This window comes from Streptomyces sp. NPDC007901 (assembly GCF_042959465.1).
Classification (GTDB): Bacteria; Actinomycetota; Actinomycetes; order Streptomycetales; family Streptomycetaceae; genus Streptomyces.
Window position 1 is genome coordinate 838,850 of record NZ_JBIBKW010000002.1, and the last position, 19,402, is coordinate 858,251.

The following is a 19,402-nucleotide window of genomic DNA, read 5'->3' on the forward strand; positions in this document are numbered from 1 at the left end:
ACCGTTCCCTTAAACTTCTACGGCACCACCACGATCTTCCGCCCCACCCCTGCCGCGAACTGCTCCAGCGCCTGCGGGTAGCTGTCGAGCGGCAGCCGGTCGCTGATGAAGATCTCCGGGTCCAGCACCCCGTTGGCGAACAGCTCCGCCGCCCGCTCGTAGCTGTGCAGCACGGCCATGGAGCCGGTGATGGTGATCTCCTGGTTGTAGATGCGGTACGGGTCGATGGTCACCCGGGTCGCGTAGTCGGCGACGCCGAACTGCAGGAAGGTGCCCGCCTTCGCCACCCGCTCCAGGCCGTCCTGGATCGCCGCCGCGTTGCCGGTGGCGTCGATCACCACGTCCCAGCCCCGCGGCCGGTCCAGCTCGTCCGCGTTCGCGGCGGACGCCGAGACCCCCAGCCGGCGGGCGGTCTCCAGGCGGGCCGGGTTCAGGTCGACGACGTCGACGCTCGCCGCGCCGGTCCGCTTGGCCAGCTCCAGCATCATCAGGCCCATGGTCCCCGAGCCGTAGATGAGCACGTGCGCGCCCAGCCTCGACTTCAGGACGTCGTAGCCGCGCACCGCGCACGACAGCGGCTCGACCAGGGCCGCGTCCTGGGTGCGGACGTGCTCGGGGAGCTTCACGCAGTTGGCGACGGGGGCCACGGCGTACTGCGCGGCTCCGCCCGGTACCGTCACGCCGATCGCGGCCCACCGCTCGCACAGGTTGTTGTGGCCGTCCCGGCAGTAGCGGCACTCGTAGCAGTACAGGGACGGGTCGACGGCGACCCGGTCGCCGATCGCCACCTCGGTCACCTGGGCGCCGACGCCGACCACCTCGCCGGCGAACTCGTGGCCCGGCACGATCGGCAGCTTGGGCGCGAACTCGCCCTGGAGGATGTGCAGATCGGTCCCGCAGAGCCCGCACGCGGCGACTTCCACCACGACCTCGCGGGGGCCGGGTGTCGGGTCGGGGACCTCGGTGACGACGGCACGGCCCACGGACTCGATGACGGCGGCCTTCATTTCACGGCTCCCAACGACAGACCCTGGACCAGCTTGTCCTGGGCGGCGAACCCCGCGGCGAGCACCGGCAGGGAGACGACGAGCGACGCGGCGCACACCTTGGCCAGGAACAGGCCCTGGCTGGTGATGAAGCCGGTCAGGAAGACGGGGGCGGTCTCGGCGACCACGCCCGTCAGGACTCGGGCGAAGAGCAGTTCGTTCCAGCTGAAGATGAAGCAGATCAGGGAGGTCGCGGCGATGCCGGGCAGGGCGATCGGGGCGACCACGCGCGCGAGGATCGTCGGCAGGCGCGCGCCGTCGATCTGCGCGGCCTCGATGACGGCGACCGGGACCTCGGCGAGGAAGGACTGCATCATCCACACCGCGATCGGCAGGTTCATGGAGGTGTAGAGGATGACCAGGAACCAGATGTTGTCCAGCATCCCGGTGTTCTTCGCGAACAGGTAGATCGGCAGCAGGCCGGCGACGACCGGCAGCATCTTCGTGGAGAGGAAGAAGAACAGGACGTCCGTCCACTTCCGCACCCGCCGGATCGACAGCGCGTAGGCCGCCGGGAAGGCGAGGACGAGGACGAAGAGGGTCGAGACGATCGAGGCGACCGCCGAGTTGATCAGAGCCGGCCAGGGGCTCGCGCCGCCGCCCGCGCCGAAGAACTCGCGGTAGCCGTCGAGGGTGAGGGCGGCCCCGAAGGAGGGCGGGTTGGTCGCCGCGTCCGCCTCGGAGTGGAAGGACGTCAGCGCCATCCAGGCGATGGGGAAGAAGAAGACGATGCCGACCAGCCAGGCCACCAGGCCGATGCTCAGGCCCCGGTGCTTCCTGACGCGTAGGGCGAGGCTGCTCATGCGCGGGACGCCTCCTCTCGGAACAGGGACGACACCACGCGCAGGGCGAAGGTCGCGATGATGATCGAGCCGATGACCACCAGGACGCCCGCGGCCGAGGCGAGGCCGTTCTCGTGGGCCTGGTAGAAGCTCTGGTAGACGGTGTAAGGGAGGTTGGCGGTGCCCAGGCCGCCGGACGTGATCGTGAAGACCGCGTCGAAGTTCTGCACGATGTAGATGCAGCCGAGGAGGGCGCCGAGTTCGAGGTAGCGGCGCAGGTGCGGGAGTGTCAGATGGCGGAAGATCTGCCACTCGCCCGCGCCGTCCACCCGCGCGGCCTCGATCTGCTCGGGGTCCCGGCTCTGCAGCCCGGCGAGCAGGATCAGCATCATGAACGGCGTCCACTGCCACACCAGGGCGGCCTCGACCGCCAGCAGCGGGGTGTTGGAGATCCAGTCGGGCTGCGGGCCGCCGACGTAGTGCAACAGGCCGTTGAGCAGGCCGTACTCGGGGTTGTAGAGGACGTGCTTCCAGAGCAGGGCCGCGGCCACCGGGACCACCAGGAAGGGGGCGATCAGCAGGGTGCGGACGACGCCCCGGCCGCGGAACCTGTTGTTCAGGAGCAGCGCCAGCGCGAGTCCGATGACCAGGCTGACCAGCACCACGGTGACCGTGAGGAGGACCGTCGTCCAGACCGAGTGGCGCAGGTCCGCGTCGGTCAGCACCTGGCGGTAGTTGTCGACGCCGGCGAAGTGCCGGGCCTTCGGGTAGAGGGCGTTCCAGTCGAAGAAGGAGATGACCACCGTGGCCACGAAGGGCAGCTGGGTCACGACGATCATGAAGACCAGGGCGGGCAGGAGCGGGGCCCGGGTGGCCCAGGCGCGCAGGCGGGCGGAGGGCGGCCGCGAGGCGCGTACGGGTGTCGCTGCGTAGGGGGCTGTCGTCGCGGTCATCGTCCCACGTACTCCTTGGAGATCTTCTCGGCGAGCTGCTGGGACTTCTTCAGGGCCGAGTCGACGGACTGCCGTCCGGCGATGGCCGAACTGATCTCCTGGGAGACCTTGGTGCCGAGATCGGTGAACTCGGGGATGTCGACGAACTGGATGCCGGGCGCGGGCCGCGGCTGCACGCCGGGGTCGTTCGGGCGGGCGCTCTCGATGGCCTCCTTGGTCATCTCCTGGAAGGCGGCGGCCGACTTCACGTAGTCGGGGTTCGTGTACGTCGACGCCCGCTTGCCCGCAGGGACGTTGGACCAGCCGCTGGTCTCGCCGACCAGCTGCTCGTACTGCTTGCTGGACGCCCAGGAGATGAACTTCCAGGCCTTGTCCGGGTTGCGGGAGGCCTTCTGGATGCCCCAGGCCCAGGTGTAGAGCCAGCCGGAGGACTTGGTCTGCTCGACGGGCGCGGGGACGTAGCCGAGCTTGCCCTTGACCGGGGAGCCGTTCGCCTCCAGGAGACCGGCGGCCGAGGTCGCGTCGTACCACATGGCGGTCTTGCCCTGGGTCATGTTGTTGAGGCACTCGGCGAAGCCGGACTGCGGGGCGCCGGACTCGCCGTGCGCGCGGACCAGGTCGACATAGAACTTCGTCGCCTTCTCGAAGCCGGACCCGGTCAGCCGGGCCTTCCAGTCCTTGTCGAACCAGGTGCCCCCGAAGGTGTTCACCACCGTGGTCAGCGGCGCCGTCATCTCGCCCCAGCCGGGCAGCCCGCGCAGGCAGATGCCGCGCATCCCGGACTGCGCGCCGTCCACCTCGGCGGCGAGGTCGGCGACCTGCTGCCAGGTGGGGTGCGCGGGCATCGTCAGGCCCTTCGCGGCGAACACGTCCTTGCGGTACATCAGGAACGACGACTCGCCGTAGAAGGGTTCGCCGTAGAGCTTGCCGTCGTTCGCGGTCAGGGACTCGCGCATCGGCTGGAGGATGTCCTGCTGGTCGAAGCCCGGGTCCTTCGCGACGTACGAGTCCATCTCGTGCAGCCAGCCGTTGCGGGCGTAGATCGGGATCTCGTAGTTGGACAGGGTGGCCACGTCGTACTGGCCGGCCTGGTTGGCGAAGTCCTGGCTGATCTTGTCGCGGACGTCGTTCTCGGGCAGGACGGTGAAGTTGACCTTGATGCCGGTCTCCTTGGTGAAGCGCGGGGCGAGCTTCTGGAGTTCGGTCATCTGGGGGTTGTTGACCATCAGCACGTTGATCGAGTCGCCGCCGGAACCGGACCCGCCCGCGCCGACCCAGCAGCCGGAGAGCAGCGGGGCGAGCAGCGTCCCTGCGGCGGCCATGGCGAGGGTGACGCGCGGCCTCCGTCGGCTCGGGGTTCGCATGGATCGCTCCTGGAGGAATCGGGATATAAGGGGCAGTGGAGGGTGTGGAGGGGCCTGGGGGAGGGAGTGGAGTGGGGTCAGACCCGGATGACCTGGGGGCCCAGCAGGGAGTAGCGGTGGGCCTCGGCGGTGGGCAGCAGGGTGCTCGTCACGATCGCCTCCAGGGCGCCGACCTCGGCGAAGCGGCAGAAGCTGACGGCTCCGAACTTGGTGTGCACGCCCGCGAAGACCGTCCTGCGTGCGGCCCGGACGGCCTGCGCCTTGACCTCGCTGACGGCGGGGTCCGGGGTGGTCAGTCCGTGCTCGCGCGAGATGCCGTTGGCTCCGATGTAGGCGAGATCGAGAACGAAACCGGCGAGCATCTTCGTCGTCCAGTGGTCGACGGTCGCCAGCGTGCCGGGCCGCACCCGGCCGCCGAGCAGCAGGACCGACATGTTCTCGGTCTCCGCGAGCGCGCCCGCGACCGGCAGTGACGCGGTGACCACGGTCAGCGGCCGGTCCGTCGGCAGCGCCTCGGCGATGAGCTGGGGGGTGAAGCCCTCGTCGACGAAGACGGTCTCGGCGTCGCCCAGCAGCTCGGCGGCGGCCGCCGCGATCCGCCGCTTCTCCGGCACGTGGCTGGTCGAGCGGAAGGCGAGGGTGGTCTCGAAACCGGCGCTCTCGACGGGGTAGGCGCCCCCGTGGGTGCGGCGCACCAGGCCGTGGTCCTCCAGGGCGCGCAGATCGCGCCGGATGGTCTCCTTGGCCACGCCCAGGGCGCCGGCGAGCGCGGTGACGTCGACGGAGCCCGTGGCGCGTGCGGCCCGCACGATCTCGCGCTGGCGTTCCTCCGCCGTCTGCGTGCTCATCTCGTCACCCACTTCCTTGTGGAGGTGCCCGTTCGGGCCATGCAGCAAGTTCTACAGCGGGTGTGCGGGGCTGACCAGGTCTGTTGCGGGCCCGATACTGCCCGTGTGGGCCCGTTTGCCCGGCGGAGTGCCCGCCTCGGACCTGCACGGCTGTCCGGGGAGGGGTGGGATCGGGCGGCCCGGATGCCCGAACGCGGCGGCGGGCGGGCCCGTTCGGTGCCCGCCCGCCGCCGCGTGCGATCGTTTCGCGCCGTCGCGCGTCCTGGTGGTGTGCCGGGCCGCGTCCTAGTACGGCCAGATCGGCGGGTCGTTCACGAAGCGGCCGCCCAGGTGGGTGTGGGCCGGGTTCTCCGGGTCCAGCTCGCCGTACTCGGCGATCAGCTTCCCGGCGTACTGCTCGGAGTCGTCCTGCGGGTCGTAGCCGAGCGCCCGCGCGCTGCTCAGGTCCCACCACAGGCGGGTGTTGGCGGAGGAGCCGTAGACGACGGTGTGGCCGACCTCCTCGGCCGTCAGGGCCGCGTGGAAGAGGCGGGCGCCGTCGGCGGGGCTCATCCACACCGAGAGCATCCGAACGTCGGTGGGCTCCCCGAAGCAGGAGCCGATACGGACGGAGACGGTCTCCAGGCCGTGCCGGTCCCAGTACAGCTGGGCGAGATCCTCGCCGAAGGACTTGGACAGGCCGTAGAAGGTGTCCGGGCGGTGCGGGGTGTCGACGGGGATCAGCACCCTCGACTCAAGAGGCGTGCCCGCCCGCGGGGCGGGGGTGTAGCCGACGGCATGGTTGGAGGAGGCGAAGACGATGCGCGGCACGCCGGCCTCGCGGGCCGCCTCGTACAGGTTGTACGTGCCCTCGATGTTCGACCGCAGGATCTTCTCGAAGGGTGCCTCCAGGGAGATCCCCGCGAGGTGCAGGACCGCGTCGACGCCGCGCACGGCCTCGCGCAGCGCCTCCTTGTCGGAGAGGTCGGCGGTGACCGCGTCCGGCTCGCCCTCGACCGGGCGCACGTCGAAGAGGCGCAGGGTGTAGCCGTACTGCGGGAGCAGGGAGCGCATCAGGGTGCCGAGCCCGCCTGCGGCGCCGGTCAGCAGTAGCGTGCGGGGAGTGGGCATCCACGGTCTCCTTGACTCGGCACGGGTCGCCTACATGCATGATATTCACATGCGTGGACACGCTAGGGAGCTGGGGCGTACCGAGTCAAGTGCGCCGTGGAGTGCGGAAATCCGCTCGCATGTCGGTCGGTTGCCTCCTTGACCGGCCCTCGGGGGGACTCGTAACGTGGTCGCGTTCATGAATATGGACACCGATCAGAAACATGCATCGACAGGGAGCGCCCGTGACGCCAGCCCCGCTCGCCGCCCGGCTTCGTGACCCGCGCGGACCGCTCTTCTTCCCCGTCACGGCCTACGGCCCCGACGGCTCCCTCGACCTCGACGTCTACCGCGAGCACGTCCGCCGCGGCGTCGAGGCCGGCGCCGCCGCCGTGTTCGCCTGCTGCGGCACCGGGGAGTTCCACGCGCTGCTCCCGGAGGAGTTCGAGGCCTGCGTGGGCGCGGCCGTGGCGGCGGCCGACGGACGGGTACCGGTGGTCGCGGGCGCGGGCTACGGCACCGCGCTCGCCGTACGCTACGCGCGTCTCGCCGAGGCCGCGGGCGCCGACGGCCTGCTCGCCATGCCGCCCTACCTGGTGGTCGCCGGCCAGGAGGGGCTGCTGCGGCACTACCGGGAGGTGGCCGCGGCGACCGAACTCCCGGTGATCGTCTACCAGCGGGACAACGCGGTGTTCACTCCGCCCACGGTCGTCGAACTCGCCCGCACCGAGGGCATCATCGGCTTCAAGGACGGCCTCGGCGACCTGGACCTGATGCAGCGCATCGTCAGCGCCGTCCGCACCGAGATCCCCGGCGACTTCCTCTACTTCAACGGCCTGCCCACCGCCGAACAGACCCAGCTCGCGTACCAGGCCATCGGCATCAGCCTCTACTCCTCGGCCGTCTTCTGCTTCGTCCCCGAGATCGCCCTCGCCTTCCATGCCGCCCTGCGCGAGGGGAACCGGGCGACGGCGGAGCGCCTGCTGGACGGCTTCTACCGCCCGTTCGTCGAACTCCGCGCTCAGGGACGGGGATACGCCGTCTCGCTCGTCAAGGCGGGCGTACGCCTGCGCGGTCTGGACGTCGGCGAGGTCCGCCCCCCGCTGCACGAGCCGGGCGAGGACCATGTGAAGCAGCTCGCTCAGCTGATCGAGCGTGGGTACGCGCTGCTGGAGGAGGACGCGTGAGCACGTCCGCGTCCGGAGGAGGCCGCATGAAGACGTCGACGTTCGTCTACCCCTGGGACGTCAACGGGGACCCCGGGGCCCCGGACCGCATCGCCGCGCTCGGCGTGGACCAGGTGACCCTGGCCTCCGCCTACCACTCCACCCGGGCCCTGACCCCCCGCCACCCCCGCCGCCGTATCGTCACCGCCGAGCACGCGGCCGTGTACTACCCGACGGACGGGCGCTGGACGGGCCGCGAACTCCGCCCGTACCCGGCGGGCGACTGGGCCCCCGGCGACGCCTGCGGCGAGGCGGCCGAGGCCCTGCGCGGGGCCGGCCTCGAGGTCCACACCTGGGTGATCCTCGCCCACAACTCCCGTATGGGCGCCGAACATCCGGACACCTCCGTCGTCAACGCCTACGGCGACCGCTACCCCTGGGCCCCCTGCATCGCCCAGCCCGCCACGCGCGCGTACCTCACCGACCTCGCCGCCGAGGCCGCCGTACGCCCGGGCGCCGCCGGCACCGAACTGGAGTCCCTCGGCTGGTACGGCCTTCAGCATCTGCACGCCCACGACAAGACGGCGGGGGTCCCGCTCGGGGACGCCGGCCAGTACCTGATGGCCCTCTGCTTCTGCCCGGCGTGCCGGGCCGGTTACGGCGAACAGGGCCTGGACGCCGACGAGTTGGTGACAGCCGTACGCGAGGCACTGGAACCGCTGTGGCGCGGCGCGGCCGACGACACCGGCTGGCCCACGGTGGAGAAGCTGCTCGGCGAACCGGTCGCGGCGGCCACGCGCGCGTGGCGCGACGGGCAGGCCCGCACCCTCCAGGAGGCGGCCGTCGCGGCGGTGCGCGCGGCAGCACCCAAGGGCTTCCAGGTGCTGCTGCACGCCGACCCGGTGGCCTACCACTGCGGCGCCAACGCGGGCGTGGATCCCGCGCACGTACTCGCGGTCGCGGACGGGGTCGTGGTCCCCTGCGCGGGCGGTACGACCCTGCTGGCGCCCTTTGCCGAGCACGCGCGCGTGGACACCGTGCTGGCCGCCAACTTCGGGGTGGTCTCCGGCATGGGCGGCAGCCCGGCCACCCTGGCGGCCGACGCGGAGCGCGCGCGGCAGCTGGGCGCCACCGAACTGCGGCTGTATCACGCCGGGTTGGCGTCCGACGGCGACCTGGCGGCGGTACGGGACGCGCTGCGCTGACCCAGTGACCCGGCGGTGGCCAGCAGCGCACCACCGAGGGCCGCCAACAGCCACCGGTGGTCGACGAGTTCGACGAGAGCGGCGCCCGCCGCCAGCCCGATCACGTTCGGGGTGAACATCAGTGTGTCGGCGGTCGCGGTCGCCCGCCCCAGCGCGGCGGCCGGGATCTCGCGCTGGACGGCGGTGTAGGCGGCGATCAGGACGCAGGGGAGGCCGAGGCCGCCGGCCAGGCTGCAGATGAGCAGTGATATGTCACATGGCACGGCCCGCACGGCCACCGCCACCCCCGTCAGCGCGATGCCGTACGCCGCGAACCGCCGCTCGCCCAGCCGCCGCAGCGCGGGCCCGGAGACCAGCCCGACCGCGACCGAGCCGACGCCCTGGACCGTGTACAGCACGCCGACATAGGCGGGCGAGTGGCCGACGGCGTCCACGACGGCGTAGTTCAGGCTGCTGCCGAGCGAGGCCAGGCACATCGTGGCGCCGCCCGCGCGGACCAACGGCCGCAGGACCGGGTGCGCCCACAGCAGCCGGACGCCTTCGGCGGTCTGCCGCCGCCAGTTCCCGGCGGCCGGCCCCGGCCGCTCCTCGCGCACCCGGAGCAGCGCGCACACCCCCGCTGCCAGCACGAACGTCAGCGCGTCCAGCAGCGCAACGCCCGGCCCGCCGTACGCCGTGTACAGCGCGGCGCCGGTCAGCGGGGCGACCAGTTTCATGCCCTCGCGGGCGGTCATCCGCAGCCCGTTGAAGTCGCCGAGGAGGGCGGGATCGACCGCGGCGGCGACGAGGGCGGAGTTCGCCGCGTCCTCCACGACACCCGCCGCGCTGTATACGAGGAGGACCGCGAACAGGAGCCGGACGGAGGCGGGGGAGTCGACGGTGAGGAGGGACAGCACAAGACCGGCGAGACCGAGGTTGACGCAGATCAGCAGGGGTTTACGGCGGACGCGGTCGGCGAGGGTGCCGAGGACCGGCCCGGCGAGGGTGGGGGCCCACAGGGCGGCGGTGCACAGGGCGGCGAGGCCGTCGGAGCCGGTGAGGTCCTTGACCCAGACGCCCGACACCAGCCAGAGCGCCGACGTGCCGAAGCCGGACACCACGACGCCGGTGAGGTAGAGGCCCGCGTTGCGGTCGCGCAGGAGCCGGAGCACGGACCAGGAGGTGGCTTTCATGCCTGGTCATCGTGGGTCTAAGGCGGGGGTGCGGGGATCGGGCAGGTGCCTTAGAAATACGGAACGACGAGGCGGAAGAAGTACGGAGCGATGGGGCGGACCGATGAGTTTCGGCGGTCGCCGCGGTCCACCTCCCGAAGGCTGTTTCCGCATCGGCAGGAGGAACCGGAATGACCGGCACGACCATGATCGACCTCGGTCCGCAGGCGAGGATCGTTGCGGCGCTCGCCGAGCGGGTGACGGACGAACAGCTGGCCGGGGCGACACCGTGCCCGGCCTACGCGGTCCGGCACCTGCTGGGCCACGTGGCGGGACTCTCCGTGGCGTTCCGGGACGCGGCCCGCAAGGACCTGGGGGCGACGACCGCCACGCCGCCCGGCACCGTCACGCCCGACATCGGGCCGGGCTGGCGGGCGGAGCTGCCCAAGGCGCTCGACGAACTGGCGGCGGCCTGGCGGGAACCGGACGCGTGGAGCGGCATGACGCGGGCGGGCGGGATCGACCTGCCGGGGGAGGTGGCGGCCGCGGTCGCCGCCGACGAACTGGTCGTCCACGGCTGGGACCTGGCCCGGGCCACGGGCCAGGAGTACGTCCCGGACCCGGCGGCGCTGGCGGCGGCGCACGGCTTCCTGCGGATGGCGGCGCAGGGCGACCGCGGCCCGTTCGGGCCGGTCGTGCCGGTACCGGAGGAGGCGTCGCCGCTGGACCGGACGGTGGGGCTGAGCGGCCGGGATCCGGGGTGGAAGCCGTAACGGGACGCAAACGGTGAGCGGACGGGGACCCGGATCCGTACTCTCCTCGCCATGCCCCTGAGTCTCACCGTCCTCGGCACCGCCTCCCCGCACCCGCGACCCGGCCGCCCGTGCTCCGGCTACCTGGTGCGGGGCGGCGGCGCCGAGGTGTGGGTGGACGCGGGCACCGGGACCTTCGCGGAGTTGCAGCGGCACACGGATCCGGCGCGGCTCACGGCGATCTGGATCTCGCACCTGCACGCCGACCACAGCGCGGATCTGCTGGCCGCCGCCTACGCCTACGCCTTCGGCGGGATGACGCCGGCCGCGCCCATCCCTGTGTACGCGCCGCAGGAGTGCGCACCGCGCCTGGCGGCCTTCTTCGGCCGACCCGATCTGGGCTTCCTGCGCGGGGTGTTCGACTTCCGGCCCCTGTACGACGGCCATGCCGTCCGGCACTGGAACCTGCGGCTCACCGCGCGGGCGGTCGCGCACGGCACCGAGGCGTACGGTCTGCGCGCCGAGTGCCAGGGGAGCGTGCTGGCCTACTCCGGGGACAGCGGCCCCTGCGACGCGCTGACCGAACTGGCCGCCCGCGCGGACGTGTTCCTGTGCGAGTCCGACCTCGACGAGCATCGCGACGGCGAACGGGTCCATCTGACACCGGAGGACGCGGGCCGCGCCGCCCGGGACGCGGGGGCGCGGGAGCTGCTGATCACCCACGTGGGACCGGCCCTGACCCGGGAGATGGCGGCGGCCCGCGCCGGAGTCGTGTTCGGCCGGGGGACCGCGGTGGCCCGGGAGGGCGAGGCCCGGGGCTTCTGAAACGGCCGGAGCGGTCCCGCGGCACCGGGCCACCGGGCCGGGCCCGGGAGCCCTCCCGGGCGGCCACGCGATCCGCCTCCACGACCGGCGCCTGATCGAATCGCGGTGGAGATGGCGGGGGCCATCGGCGAAGGTGAGGGGCATGGAGACAGCGAGGCTTGTGCTGCGGAGGTTCGAGTCGGCGGACGCGCCGGCGCTGGCGGAGTACCGGTCGGATCCGGAGGTGAGCCGGTACCAGTCGTGGGAGGCGCCGGTGCCGATCGGGGACGCCGAGCGGCTCGTGGCCGCGTTCTCGGCCGGAGACCCGCGGGATCCGGGGTGGTTCCAGTACGCCGTCGCGCTGCGGGACACTCCGGGGCTGATCGGCGATGTCGGGGTGTGCCGGAGCCGGGACGGGCGGCAGGCGGAGGTGGGGTTCACGTTCGCCCCGGCGTACCAGGGGCAGGGCTACGCCACCGAGGCCGTGGCACGGGTGGTGGATCTTCTGCTGGTGGACGAGGGGCGCCACCGTGTCTCGGCCGACTGCGACGCGCGGAACGTCCGCTCGGCGAGGCTGCTGGAGCGTGTCGGGTTCCGCCGTGAGGGCCATCTCGTCCAGAGCGCCTGGATGAAGGGGGAGTGGACCGACGACCTCCTGTTCGGCCTGCTCGCCTCGGAGTACCGGGCCACGAAGGACCGTACGCGGCGCGGCAGTTGACCAGCACTTCCCGCTCACCTTTGTCAGAAGCATTGACGAAACACGGCCGTCCTCCTACCTTCATCCGCGTCGTACTTCGTACGTCATATATGAGACGCGATACGCGAGATCAGATACGTCAGACCGGGTCCCCGGACCCGGTACGTGACCCCGAGAGGCGCGCATGACCTCTGTGCCCATGCCGATCCCGTCCCGCACGCAGTACGTGCTGGACGCGATCAAACACCGCATCCTCACCGGGCAGCTGACGCCCGGTCAGGCCCTGGTGGAGACCGAGCTCGCCGCGCAGTTCGGGGTGTCCAAGACCCCCGTGCGCGAGGCGCTCAAGACCCTCGCCGGGACCGGGCTGGTCGTGATGAGCCAGTACAAGGGCGTCACGGTGCGGATGGTGGACGCGGACATGGCCCGCGAGGTCTACGACGTACGGCTCCTGCTCGAACCCGAGGCGCTGCGGCGGGCCGTGCGGCGCGGCGCCTCCCTCGACGCCGCCCGCGATGCCCTCACCCGCGCCGACGACGCCACCGACACCGCCGAACGCTCCCTCGCCAACCGGGACTTCCACCGCGCCCTGTACCTCCCGTGCGGCAACCCGCTGCTCGCCCGGATGCTCGACGAGGTCCGTGACCAGGCCGCCCTCGTCTCCGCCGTGGCCTGGGCCGCCTCTCCCTCCTGGGAGCGCGAGGCCGGCGAACACCGCGAGATCCTGCGGCTCGCCCTGGCCGGGGACGCCGACGGCGCCGCCCGCACCCTGCACGCCCACATCGCGTCCTTCGTCGAGCGCGCCTACCCCGAAGCCCAGGCAAAGGAAGGACAGGAATGAGCAGCGTGGCATTCGAGACCCAACGGGCGGCCCTGGCCGACGTCGTGGCCATCCCGGTGACCCCCTTCGCCGAGGACGGCAGCGTCGACCAGGACGCCCACCGGGCCCTGCTGCGCCGCCTCCTCGACGGCGGGATCCGCACCCTCACCCCCAACGGCAACACCGGCGAGTTCTACGCCCTCACCCCCGAGGAGCGGCGGCTCGTCACCGAGTCGACCCTCGACGAGACCGGGGACCGGGCCGCCGTCCTCGTCGGGGTCGGGCACGACGTGCCGACCGCCGTCGCCTCCGCCCGGCACGCCCGGGAGCACGGCGCCCAGATGGTGATGGTCCACCAGCCCGTCCACCCGTACGTCGCACAGTCCGGCTGGGTCGACTACCACCGCGCGATCGCCGAGTCCGTCCCCGAACTGGGCGTCGTCCCCTACGTCCGCAACGCCCAGCTCACCGGCGCCCGCCTCGCCGAACTCGCCGACGCCTGCCCCAACGTGATCGGCGTGAAGTACGCGGTCCCGGACGCCGCCAAGTTCGCCGCCTTCGCCCGGGACGCGGGGCTCGACCGCTTCGTCTGGGTCGCCGGGCTCGCCGAGCCCTACGCGCCCTCCTACTTCTCGGCCGGCGCCACCGGTTTCACCTCCGGTCTGGTGAACGTCGCCCCGGCCGTTTCGCTGAACATGATCGAAGCGCTTCGATCCGGCGACTACCAGGCCGCCATGAAGGTCTGGGAACAGATCCGCCGCTTCGAGGAACTCCGCGCCGCCAACGGCTCCGCCGACAACGTCACCGTCGTCAAGGAGGCCCTCGCCTCCCTCGGCCTGTGCCGCCGCGACGTCCGGCCGCCCAGCAGGCACCTGCCCGAGGAAGAACGCGCCGAGGTCGCCGCCATAGCCTCCGGATGGTCCCTATGACGAAGCCGACGGTCCCTGTGAAGAAGCCCGAGGAACTCAGAAGCCACCAGTGGTACGGCACCGAAGGCCTCCGGTCCTTCAGCCACCGCGCCCGCACCCGCCAGCTCGGCTACCTCCCCGAGGAGCACCTCGGCAAGCCGGTCGTCGCGATCCTCAACACCTGGTCGGACATCAATCCCTGTCATGTACACCTCCGCGACCGGGCCCAGGCGGTGAAGCGGGGCGTCTGGCAGGCGGGCGGGTTCCCGCTGGAGTTCCCGGTCTCCACCCTCTCCGAGACCTTCCAGAAGCCGACCCCGATGCTCTACCGCAACCTCCTCTCCATGGAGACCGAGGAGCTGCTGCGGTCGTACCCGGTCGACGGCGCCGTGCTGATGGGCGGCTGCGACAAGTCCACCCCGGCCCTCCTCATGGGGGCCGCCTCCGTCGACCTGCCGACCGTCTTCGTGCCCGCGGGGCCCATGCTCCCCGGCCACTGGCGGGGCGAGGTCCTCGGCTCCGGCACCGACATGTGGAAGTACTGGGACGACAAGCGCGCCGGCCTGATCGGCGACTGCGAGCTGACGGAGCTGGAGAGCGGACTCGCCCGGTCGCCCGGTCACTGCATGACCATGGGGACGGCCTCCACGCTCACCGCCGCGGCCGAGGCCCTCGGCGTGACCGTGCCGGGCGCCTCCAGCATCCCGGCCGTCGACTCCGGGCACGACCGGATGGCCGCCCAGGCGGGCCTGCGGATCGTCGAACTCGTCCACCGGGACCGGAGGCTCTCCGAGCTCCTCACCGCCGACGCCTTCGAGGACGCCGTCACCACCGTGCTCGGCCTCGGCGGCTCCACCAACGCCGTCATCCACCTCATCGCCATGGCCGGACGGGCCGGGGTGCGGCTCACCCTCGACGACTTCGACCGCATCGCCCGTACCGTGCCCGTCCTCGCCAACGTCCGGCCCGGCGGTCAGACGTACCTCATGGAGGACTTCCACTTCGCGGGCGGCCTGCCCGGCTTCCTCTCCCGCATCCCCGACCTGCTCCACCTCGACCGGCCGACGGTGTCGTACGACAGCTACCGCGAGCAGCTCGCCGGCGCCCAGGTCCACAACGACGACGTCATCAGGCCCCGCGACCACCCGGTCGCGAGCGAGGGCGGCGTGGCCGTGCTGCGCGGCAACCTCTGCCCGGACGGCGCCGTCATCAAGCACATCGCCGCCGAGCCGCACCTGCTCAAGCACACGGGTCCGGCCGTGGTCTTCGACGACTACCGGACCATGCAGCGCACTCTGAACGACCCGTCGCTGGGCATCACCGCCGACAGCGTGCTCGTGCTGCGCAACGCCGGGCCCAAGGGCGGCCCCGGCATGCCCGAGTACGGCATGCTGCCCATCCCGGACCACCTCCTCAAGCAGGGCGTCCGGGACATGGTCCGGATCTCCGACGCCCGCATGAGCGGCACGAGTTACGGCGCCTGCGTGCTGCACATCGCACCCGAGTCGTACGTCGGCGGGCCCCTTGCACTCGTCCGCAGCGGCGACTCCATCACCCTGGACGTCGAGGCGCGCACCCTCCAGCTCAACGTGGACGACGAGGAGCTGGACCGGCGCAGGGCGGAGTGGACACCGCCGCCCGTGCGGCACGAGCGCGGCTACGGAGCGCTCTACGACCAGCAGATCACCCAGGCCGACACCGGCTGCGACTTCGAGTTCCTGGCCCGGCCGGGAGAAGTCCCGGACCCGTACGCGGGCTGACCCCCCTCTTTCCCCCTGCTTTCCTCTGACGATCGTCGAAGCGCTTCAACCATGTGTATGCAGCAAGCGCTTCCTGCACCCGCTGTAACCGCCCCATCGCGAACGGAGAACAGGTCATGGCCCAAGCCGCAGCCGTGGCGAAACCGCCCGCGCCACCCCGGCGGCGCCGTGTCTCGGCGACGCCGCGCAGACTGCCGTATCTGCTGATCGCGCCGGCCGCCCTGCTGATGCTGGGCTTCATCGCCTACCCGGTGCTCAGCGTCTTCTACTACAGCCTGCAGAACTACAACCCGACCAAGCCCTGGCGGAACGGCTTCGCGGGCCTCGGCAACTTCACCCAGGCCTTCGCCCACGACCCGCAGTTCTGGGACACGCTGACCTTCAGCGCCAAGTGGGTCGTGGTGGAAGTCGGGTTGCAGCTGCTGTTCGGGCTCGCGCTGGCGCTGATCGTCAACCAGACGTTCGTGGGGCGGGCGTTGGGGCGGGCCCTGGTCTTCTCGCCGTGGGCCGTCTCCGGCGTGCTGACCTCGGCGATCTGGGTGCTGCTCTACAACTCCCAGACGGGCATCACGCGGTATCTCGCGGACGCCGGGATCGGGTCGTACGGCACCAGTTGGCTCTCCGACACCTCGACCGTCTTCCCGGCGGCGGTGGTCGCCGACCTCTGGCGAGGCGTCCCCTTCTTCGCGATCCTCATCCTCGCCGACCTCCAGTCCGTCTCCAAGGACCTGTACGAGGCCGCGGAGGTCGACGGGGCGACCCGGCTCAAGCAGTTCTGGCACATCACGCTGCCGCACCTCAAGGACGCCATCGTCCTGTCCACGCTGCTGCGCGCGGTCTGGGAGTTCAACAACGTCGACCTGCTCTACACCCTGACGGGCGGCGGACCGGCGGGGGAGACCACGACCCTGCCCCTCTACATCGCCAACACCAGCGTCGACGCCCACAACTTCGGCTACGCCTCCGCCCTGACCACCGTGGCGTTCGTGATCCTGCTCTTCTGCTCGGTCGTCTATCTGCGGCTGAGCAAGTTCGGAGGCGAGGCGAAGTGATCACCGAGATCGCACCCACCGCGGAGCCCGTCGTGTCCGAACCCGCCCGGCCGGGGAAGCGGCGCCGCGCCTGGGACGAGGTCCCGCGCTGGCAGATCTACCTCCCCCTCGGGATCTACCTCCTCTTCACCCTGGTCCCCTTCTACTGGATCCTGCTCTTCGCGCTCCGCCCGGCCGGCTCCACCTCCCTCGTCCCCTGGCCGGTCACCTTCGACCACTTCCGGAAGGTGTGGACCGAGCGCAGCTTCGCCACCTACTTCACCAACAGCGTCTACGTCGGCGTCGCGACCCTGGTGCTGACCACCGTCGTCGCCCTGGCCGGCGGCTACGCCCTGGCCCGCTTCGACTTCCGGCTCAAGCGCGGCTTCATGCTGGCCCTGCTCTGCTCCCAGTTCGTGCCGGGCGCGCTGCTCCTGGTCCCGCTCTTCCAGATCTTCGCCAGGCTCCAGATGATCAACTCCCTCGGCAGCGTCGTCATCGCCGAGACCGTCTTCCAGCTCCCGCTGTCGATGATCCTGATCAGCGGCTTCATCAGGAACGTGCCGTACTCCCTGGAGGAGGCCGCCTGGGTCGACGGCTGCAACCGGTTCACCGCGTTCCGGATCGTCGTCCTCCCGCTGTTGCGGCCGGGGCTGATCGCGGTCGGCTCCTTCGCCTTCGTGCACGCCTGGAACCACTTCCTGTTCGCCCTGATGTTCCTCTCCGACCAGAGCAAGCAGACCATCCCGGTCGGCCTCAACACCCTGATGAGCGCCGACAGCGTCGACCTGGGCGCGCTGGCCGCGGGCGGGATCATCGCCGCCGTACCCGTCGTGATCGTCTTCGCCTTCATCCAGAGGTGGCTGATCACCGGCTTCAGCGCGGGGGCGGTGAAGGGATGACACGCCTCGCGGGACACCTCATGAGACACCTCCCGGACCGGCCGGGCCGGACGCTTACCCTGCACGCAAAGATCGACGACGCAGGGAGGACCCCATGACCATCGACATCGTCCTGGCGGGCGCGCGGGGCCACGGCCGCTGGCACCTGGAGAACATCCGGCGGCTACAGGAGAAGGGGGTCGTACGGCTCGCCGGCATCTGCGAGCTGAACCCGCTGGGCCCGGACGAGCTGCCTCAGGGCCTCGGACGGCCCGCCCAGTCCGCCGACTTCGGCACCCTGCTCGACGAGACCGGCGCCCGGATCGCCGTGATCTGCACCCCGATCCCCACCCACACCGACCTGGCCCTGGCCGCGGCCGAGCGGGGAGTGCACCTGCTGCTGGAGAAGCCGCCGGCGCCGTCGTACGCCGAGTTCCGGCGGATGGCCGACGGGGTCGCCAAGGCCGGGGTGGTGTGCCAGATCGGCTTCCAGTCGCTGGGCTCGCACGCCGTGCCCGCGATCCGCAAGCTGATCGAGGCGGGCGCGATCGGCGCGGTGTCGGGTGTCGGAGGGGCGGGCGCCTGGGCCCGCGCCGAGTCCTACTACCGGCGCGCGCCCTGGGCGGGCAAGCGCCGCCTGAACGGGGTCGACGTCGTCGACGGCGTCCTCACCAACCCGCTCGCGCACGCCGTCGCCACCGGGCTCGCGCTGCTCGGCACCACCCGCGCCGAGGACGTCACCGGCATCGAGACCGAACTGCTGCGCGCCAACGACATCGAGTCCGACGACACCTCCTGCGTCCGCGTCTCCACCCCGCGCGGCCCGGTCACGGTCGCCGCGACGCTCTGCGCCGAGCAGCCGGGGGACCCGTACGTCCTGGTGCACGGCGCCGGCGGCCGGATCACCTTCTGGTACAAGCAGGACCGGGTGCTGGTGCAGCGGGCCGGACACGGCCCGGAGGAGACCGAGTACGGCAGCACGGACCTGCTGGAGAACCTCGTCGACCACCTCACCACCGGCGCCGAGCTGCTGGTCGAGCCGGACTCGACGGGTGCCTTCATGAAGGTCGTTGAAGCGATTCGACTGGCCGACGACCCGGCCGTCCTGCCCGCCGACGCCTGGCGCCTTCTCCCCGAGGAGGACCGCCGGGTGGTGACCGGCATCGACGGACTGGTCGCGGCCGCCGCCGACACCCTCGCCCTCTACTCCGAGCTGGGCGCCCCCTGGGCCGCGCCGAAAGAGGTGAGCACATGACGGACAGCAGGACGGGTGGAGCGGTGCTGCGGGTGGGTGGGCGGCCGGTGGGCCGCTATGTGACACACCACAGGCTCCCCGTCCGTCTCTCCCCGCGCCCCCACCTCCACCCCGTCACCACCCTGGCCGGCACCACGGTCACCGAGCTGACCCCGGCCGACCACACCCACCACCTCGGCGTCGGTGTCGCCGTTCCCGACGTCGAGGGATTCAACTTCTGGGGCGGGCGGACCTACGTACGGGACCAGGGCCCGACCGAACTGGACGATCACGGCACCCAGCACCACGTCGCCTTCCAGCTCAGCGACCCCGACGGCTTCGTCGAGGAGCTGCGCTGGGTCGCCGGCGGGGCGGACCTGCTGCGCGAGCGGCGCACCGTCGCCGCCACCGAACTCACCGACACCGCCTGGGCACTGGACTTCACCTTCTCCCTCACCAACGTCAGCGGCGGACCGCTCTCGATCGGCAGCCCGGCCACCAACGGCCGCCCCGGCGCCGCCTACGGCGGTTTCTTCTGGCGGGCCCGCAAGGAGGCCGTCGCGCCGGACGTGTTCACGGCGGACCGGGAGGGCGAGCCGGCGGTGCACGGCCGGAGCGCCGACTGGCTGGCGCTGGCGGGCACCGACTGGACGCTCGTCTTCGCGGGGGCCACCGAGGACACCCGCCGCGACCCCTGGTTCGTCCGTACCGCCGAGTACCCGGGCGTCGGCTCCTCGCTGGCCGCCGCCGCACGGCTGCCGATCCCGGCCGGCGAGACCGCCGTACGCCGGATCGTCACCGTCGTCGCCGACGGCCGACTGGGCCGGGACGAGGCGGCCACGCTGGTCCGCAAGGCGGTGGCCCAGTGACGACGTACCCGCAGTCCCGGACCGGCGTCGCCTAGTCCGCAC

General features: G+C 71.7%; 19 protein-coding genes. 12 read left to right on the forward strand and 7 right to left on the reverse strand.

Annotation, left to right across the window (positions count from 1 at the left end):
- Positions 1-17: 17 nt before the first annotated feature.
- From ACFZDK_RS09625 to ACFZDK_RS09650, 6 genes are all read right to left on the reverse strand, one after another.
- Positions 18-1,007 (reverse strand): alcohol dehydrogenase catalytic domain-containing protein, encoded by a 990-nt coding sequence (locus ACFZDK_RS09625; protein WP_390971437.1) that lies wholly within the window; start codon positions 1,005-1,007, stop codon positions 18-20.
- Positions 1,004-1,849, reverse strand: a complete 846-nt coding sequence (locus ACFZDK_RS09630) for an ABC transporter permease subunit (RefSeq protein ID WP_390971439.1) — start codon at positions 1,847-1,849, stop codon at positions 1,004-1,006. Before ACFZDK_RS09630 ends, ACFZDK_RS09625 begins: the two co-directional genes overlap by 4 nt.
- Positions 1,846-2,781, reverse strand: coding sequence for an ABC transporter permease subunit (locus ACFZDK_RS09635; protein WP_390971441.1), 936 nt, complete (start codon positions 2,779-2,781; stop codon positions 1,846-1,848). The genes ACFZDK_RS09630 and ACFZDK_RS09635 overlap by 4 nt, the downstream gene beginning before the upstream one ends.
- The gene (locus tag ACFZDK_RS09640) at positions 2,778-4,145 is read right to left on the reverse strand and encodes an extracellular solute-binding protein (protein ID WP_390971443.1); all 1,368 of its coding nucleotides are present in this window, start codon (positions 4,143-4,145) and stop codon (positions 2,778-2,780) included. The genes ACFZDK_RS09635 and ACFZDK_RS09640 overlap by 4 nt, the downstream gene beginning before the upstream one ends.
- A 77-nt stretch (positions 4,146-4,222) precedes the next feature.
- Complete coding sequence (locus ACFZDK_RS09645) at positions 4,223-4,993, reverse strand: DeoR family transcriptional regulator (protein ID WP_390971445.1); 771 nt, start codon at positions 4,991-4,993, stop codon at positions 4,223-4,225.
- Between the two features lie 285 nt (positions 4,994-5,278).
- Positions 5,279-6,103 carry an NAD-dependent epimerase/dehydratase family protein gene (locus tag ACFZDK_RS09650; RefSeq protein ID WP_390971447.1) on the reverse strand — a complete coding sequence of 275 codons (825 nt, stop codon included), beginning with the start codon at positions 6,101-6,103 and terminating at the stop codon, positions 5,279-5,281.
- A gap of 224 nt (positions 6,104-6,327) precedes the next feature.
- On the opposite strand from ACFZDK_RS09650, the gene ACFZDK_RS09655 reads away from it, so the two are divergent.
- Positions 6,328-7,269 carry a 5-dehydro-4-deoxyglucarate dehydratase gene (locus ACFZDK_RS09655; protein ID WP_390971449.1) on the forward strand — a complete coding sequence of 314 codons (942 nt, stop codon included), beginning with the start codon at positions 6,328-6,330 and terminating at the stop codon, positions 7,267-7,269.
- Positions 7,270-7,295: 26 nt separating this feature from the next.
- Positions 7,296-8,453, forward strand: a complete 1,158-nt coding sequence (locus ACFZDK_RS09660) for a hypothetical protein (RefSeq protein ID WP_390971451.1) — start codon at positions 7,296-7,298, stop codon at positions 8,451-8,453.
- Here ACFZDK_RS09660 and ACFZDK_RS09665 read toward each other — a convergent pair.
- A complete protein-coding gene (locus tag ACFZDK_RS09665) occupies positions 8,396-9,625 on the reverse strand; it encodes an MFS transporter (RefSeq protein ID WP_390971453.1) in 1,230 nt (409 codons plus the stop codon). The two genes, ACFZDK_RS09660 and ACFZDK_RS09665, sit on opposite strands and share 58 nt — an antisense overlap.
- Before the next feature lie 170 nt (positions 9,626-9,795).
- On the opposite strand from ACFZDK_RS09665, the gene ACFZDK_RS09670 reads away from it, so the two are divergent.
- The 10 genes from ACFZDK_RS09670 (at position 9,796) to ACFZDK_RS09715 (ending at position 19,360) form a co-directional block, all read left to right on the forward strand.
- On the forward strand, positions 9,796-10,377 hold the full coding sequence (locus ACFZDK_RS09670) for a TIGR03086 family metal-binding protein (RefSeq protein ID WP_390971455.1): 582 nt from the start codon (positions 9,796-9,798) through the stop codon (positions 10,375-10,377).
- Between the two features lie 51 nt (positions 10,378-10,428).
- A complete protein-coding gene (locus tag ACFZDK_RS09675; RefSeq protein WP_390971457.1) occupies positions 10,429-11,181 on the forward strand; it encodes an MBL fold metallo-hydrolase in 753 nt (250 codons plus the stop codon).
- Positions 11,182-11,323: 142 nt separating this feature from the next.
- A complete protein-coding gene (locus tag ACFZDK_RS09680) occupies positions 11,324-11,878 on the forward strand; it encodes a GNAT family N-acetyltransferase (protein WP_390971459.1) in 555 nt (184 codons plus the stop codon).
- Between the two features lie 163 nt (positions 11,879-12,041).
- Positions 12,042-12,698, forward strand: coding sequence for a GntR family transcriptional regulator (locus ACFZDK_RS09685; RefSeq protein ID WP_365680794.1), 657 nt, complete (start codon positions 12,042-12,044; stop codon positions 12,696-12,698).
- Positions 12,695-13,606, forward strand: a complete 912-nt coding sequence (locus tag ACFZDK_RS09690; protein ID WP_390971462.1) for a dihydrodipicolinate synthase family protein — start codon at positions 12,695-12,697, stop codon at positions 13,604-13,606. The genes ACFZDK_RS09685 and ACFZDK_RS09690 overlap by 4 nt, the downstream gene beginning before the upstream one ends.
- The gene (araD, locus tag ACFZDK_RS09695; protein WP_390971464.1) at positions 13,603-15,345 is read left to right on the forward strand and encodes an L-arabinonate dehydratase; all 1,743 of its coding nucleotides are present in this window, start codon (positions 13,603-13,605) and stop codon (positions 15,343-15,345) included. The genes ACFZDK_RS09690 and araD overlap by 4 nt, the downstream gene beginning before the upstream one ends.
- A 116-nt stretch (positions 15,346-15,461) precedes the next feature.
- Entirely contained in the window at positions 15,462-16,397 is a 936-nt protein-coding gene (locus ACFZDK_RS09700; RefSeq protein ID WP_390971465.1) for an ABC transporter permease subunit, read from the forward strand.
- On the forward strand, positions 16,394-17,278 hold the full coding sequence (locus ACFZDK_RS09705) for an ABC transporter permease subunit (RefSeq protein ID WP_390971466.1): 885 nt from the start codon (positions 16,394-16,396) through the stop codon (positions 17,276-17,278). Before ACFZDK_RS09700 ends, ACFZDK_RS09705 begins: the two co-directional genes overlap by 4 nt.
- A gap of 94 nt (positions 17,279-17,372) precedes the next feature.
- Positions 17,373-18,512, forward strand: coding sequence for a Gfo/Idh/MocA family oxidoreductase (locus ACFZDK_RS09710; RefSeq protein WP_390971467.1), 1,140 nt, complete (start codon positions 17,373-17,375; stop codon positions 18,510-18,512).
- Positions 18,509-19,360, forward strand: a complete 852-nt coding sequence (locus tag ACFZDK_RS09715) for a DUF6807 family protein (RefSeq protein WP_390971468.1) — start codon at positions 18,509-18,511, stop codon at positions 19,358-19,360. The genes ACFZDK_RS09710 and ACFZDK_RS09715 overlap by 4 nt, the downstream gene beginning before the upstream one ends.
- Positions 19,361-19,402 lie beyond the last annotated feature (42 nt).